The organism is Variovorax sp. KBW07 (assembly GCF_003852515.1).
GTDB lineage: Bacteria > Pseudomonadota > Gammaproteobacteria > Burkholderiales > Burkholderiaceae_C > Variovorax.
Genome location: NZ_QAJK01000239.1, coordinates 1 through 2970 on the forward strand (window position 1 = coordinate 1; position 2970 = coordinate 2970).

Genomic DNA, 2970 nt, shown 5'->3' on the forward strand with positions numbered 1-2970 from the left:
AGTCGCACGCGCCCTGAACAAGAGCGCCCCGAATGAACCCGCGTCGGCCAGCAAGCGTCAGCGCAACCCGCCCACATACCGAGGCGGCGGCGTAGGCGGCACCCCATCCGGTTGCCGAGCCGCCAGCCGCGCAGCGCGCGCCAACGGCTCCATCGCCTGCTCAAGACGCGTAGCCAACTGGTCGAGTTCGTCGTCTTTCGTCTCGGCGGCGTGCACACGCGTCATGCGCACGATCTCGGCTGCGTACTCGGCGTTGGTGGCCATCCATTCGGTGTCGGTCACGCGCCCATGCTTTCGCCGCAGTGCCACGTGAAGGCGGGCGGCGAGGGCGATGCGTTCGCTTTCGGACATGGATGTCATGGGTTCCTCCGTCGGTGGTCAGCTCCCCAGGTGCTCCCGATGCTGTGCAAGATCGAGGCCCAGTTGCTCGCTCTCCGCGTCCACACGCAACCCGACCAGCACGTGCACCACGAACAGCACCACCGCCGTGCCCGTGGCGCTGTAGATCGCCACGCTGCCGACCGCGATGGCCTGCGTCAGCACATCGCCGGTCGCGCCCGAGATGCGCGCGTCGGCGAAAACACCTGTCAGCAGCGCGCCCACGATGCCGCCAATGCCGTGCACGCCGAACACGTCCAGCGAATCGTCCGCGCCCAGCAAATGCTTCAGGCCCGTGGCGCCCCAGTAGCAGGCCAGCCCCGCGATGCCGCCGATGGCCAGCGCCGAGAGCGGCGTCACGAAGCCGGCTGCCGGCGTGATGGCCACCAGACCCGCCACCAGGCCCGAGCACAGCCCCAGCAGCGACGGGCTGCGCCGCACGATCCATTCGCCGACCATCCAGCTCATCGCCCCGGCCGCCGCCGCGATGTGCGTCACCAGCATCGCCAGGCCCGCACGGCCATCGGCCGCCACCGCCGAGCCCGCATTGAAGCCGAACCAGCCCACCCACAGCAGGCCCGCGCCCACCATCGTCATCGCCAGGCTGTAGGGCTCGAAGGCCTCGCGCCCGTAGCCCTTGCGCGGCCCGAGCGCATAGGCGCAGACCAGCCCCGCGATGCCCGCGTTGACGTGCACCACCGAGCCGCCGGCGAAATCGAGCGCACCCATCTGCGCCAGCCAGCCGCCCGGCTCCCACACCCAGTGCGCGACGGGTGCGTACACCAGCACGCTCCACAGCAGCGCGAACCACAGCACCGCCGAGAAGCGCATGCGCTCGACAAAGGCGCCCAGCACCAGCGCGGTGGTGATGATGGCGAAGGTCAGCTGGAACATCGCGTAGACCGATTCGGGCACGTTGGGCGCGACGTGGCTCACCGCCACCTGGCCCGCTTCTTTCAGGTACTCGAAGCCCGAGAACCAGAAGCGCCCGGTGCCGCCCAGCCAGGGCCAGCCCTCGGTAAAAGCCAGCGAGTAGCCCAGCGCGAACCAGGTCAGCGACACCGCCGCGGCGATGGCCACCACGCCGGCCATGGTGGCCAGCACGTTCTTGCGGCGCACCATTCCCGCATAGAAGAGGGCGATGCCGGGCAGCGTCATCAGCAGCACCAGCGCGGTCGACGTCATCATCCAGGCGGTGTCGGCCGCGTTGATGGAGGCTTGGGAAGCCAGGGCCATGGCGGTGCTTTTCTTGGAGTTGGGGACTGTGGCGTGACGTGCACAAGTCGTGCCACATCGTTAACCGTCGGAAACACTTTGGTTTGCGATCAGGTCTTCCGAGGTAAGGCAAACCGGGTAATTCCCAATGCACTGGCGCGGTGCACACCCTAAAGTCTGCCCACTCGCGAACGGGCCCTGCTCGTGCTGCCGAGGGTCCGAGGAGACAATCCCCCGAACTAGAAAAATGCTTCCGAAGGCTCCGTACGAGATGCCATGTCTGACTTTGAAAGGCGCCGCTGGTCGGCGCCTTTTTTATGTCCGCCCGAAGGGCACAGCCCCGCTTTTCCTCCAAGCCAGAACAGCGCTGATCTGTACAGCGTGCGCGCGCCTGTAGCTACCATTTCGATAGCAACCCCGGTGAGACAATTCCGCCATGGAAATGCTGGTGGTCACGGGTGCCTCGCTGCTCGCGGGTTTTGTCGATTCGATCGTAGGCGGTGGCGGGTTGATCCTTGTGCCAGCCCTGTTCGCCGTATTTCCGGGCGCACCACCGGCCACGCTGCTGGGCACCAACAAGAGCGCGTCCATTTGGGGCACCGCCGCCGCGGCAGCCCAATTCAGCCAACGCGTGCAGATGCGCTGGGGCGCCTTGTGGCCGGCCGCGCTGCTCGGTTTCGTCGGTTCGATGCTGGGCGCCTGGGGTGTCACGGTGTTTCCGGGCGACTTCTTGCGCCGTGCGCTGCCGATCATCCTGCTGGGGGTGCTGGTCTACACGCTGGCACGCAAGGACATGGGCCGGCTGCACGCGCCGCGTTTCAGCGGCCGGGCCGAAACGCTCGCGGCCTGCACCATCGGCCTGTCGATCGGGCTGTACGACGGCTTCTTCGGGCCGGGGGCGGGCAGCTTCCTGGTGTTCCTGTTCGTGCGCTGGATGGGCTACGACTTCCTCAACGCCTCGGCGTCGGCCAAGATCATCAACACGCTGACCAACGCCGCGGCGCTGATCCTGCTGGCCGCCAAGGGGCACGTGTGGTGGCACTACGGTCTGGTGATGGCGGTGGCCAACGTGGCGGGCAGCCTGCTGGGCACGCGCGTGGCGCTGAAGCACGGTGCGGGGTTCGTGCGGGGCGTGTTCATCGTGGTCGTCAGCGCGCTGATCCTCAAGACGGCTTACGACGCGTTCCTGCGCTGAGGCTCTTGCCTGTTCTCTCGGCGCCGTTGTTCAGGGCGCCGCCGTTGTTCAGGGCGACGCCCACGCCGACGGTGTGCTCTGCTCCGCGAATGTCCCCCGCTTCGCTCCTCCTTTATTTCGCTGCGCAGAGCACACCATCCGCGTGAGCGTCATCAGAGTGGTCGTTGATCAGCGGTACACCA

The 2970-nt window shown here is 67.2% G+C and carries 3 protein-coding genes; 1 reads left to right on the plus strand and 2 read right to left on the minus strand.

All coding sequences use genetic code 11. The features are described 5' to 3' along the window. Window positions 1-57: 57 nt before the first annotated feature. Complete coding sequence (locus DBV14_RS32715; RefSeq protein ID WP_124466302.1) at window positions 58-360, minus strand: hypothetical protein; 303 nt, start codon at window positions 358-360, stop codon at window positions 58-60. Between the two features lie 18 nt (window positions 361-378). Then, window positions 379-1614 carry an ammonium transporter gene (locus DBV14_RS32720; RefSeq protein ID WP_124466305.1) on the minus strand — a complete coding sequence of 412 codons (1236 nt, stop codon included), beginning with the start codon at window positions 1612-1614 and terminating at the stop codon, window positions 379-381. A 415-nt stretch (window positions 1615-2029) separates the two neighbouring features. On the opposite strand from DBV14_RS32720, the gene DBV14_RS32725 reads away from it, so the two are divergent. Next, window positions 2030-2788: a TSUP family transporter gene (locus DBV14_RS32725; RefSeq protein ID WP_124466309.1), complete on the plus strand. Its 759-nt coding sequence runs from the start codon at window positions 2030-2032 to the stop codon at window positions 2786-2788. The last annotated feature ends 182 nt before the right edge of the window (window positions 2789-2970 follow it).

Coding starts and splice junctions, on each gene's coding strand:
- DBV14_RS32720 (WP_124466305.1), bottom strand. CDS start 1,614: ATGGCCCTGGCTTCCCAAGCCTCCATCAACGCGGCCGACACCGCCTGG.
- DBV14_RS32725 (WP_124466309.1), top strand. CDS start 2,030: ATGGAAATGCTGGTGGTCACGGGTGCCTCGCTGCTCGCGGGTTTTGTC.
- DBV14_RS32715 (WP_124466302.1), bottom strand. CDS start 360: ATGACATCCATGTCCGAAAGCGAACGCATCGCCCTCGCCGCCCGCCTT.